At 70.0% G+C, this 217-nt stretch carries 1 protein-coding gene; it reads left to right on the top strand.

Annotation, left to right across the window (positions count from 1 at the left end; all coding sequences use genetic code 11):
• A partial coding sequence (locus QM841_RS43060; RefSeq protein WP_283336816.1) for a response regulator occupies nucleotides 1–217 on the top strand: 217 nt, incomplete at both ends.

Below are 217 nucleotides of genomic sequence, written 5' to 3'. Positions count from 1 at the left end.
CCCTCGACCGAACCCGGGGCGGACCGCCGCATCCTTCTCGTCGAAGACCATCCGGACCTGCGGGCCGACCTCACACGATTGCTGCACGAGCAGGGCTGGCACGTCGAGGCCGTCGCCGACGCGGAGTCCGCGCTGAAGCGCGTCGCCGTACGCACGCCGCATCTCGTGCTCCGCGACATCATGCTTCCCGGTCGTGACGGCATCGACTTCCTCCGCG

Source organism: Rhodococcus sp. IEGM 1307, from assembly GCF_030056915.1.
GTDB classification, from domain to species: domain Bacteria; phylum Actinomycetota; class Actinomycetes; order Mycobacteriales; family Mycobacteriaceae; genus Rhodococcus_F; species Rhodococcus_F opacus_D.
Note: the sequence above shows the minus strand (reverse complement) of the source record. Positions and strands in the feature narration are given on the sequence as shown.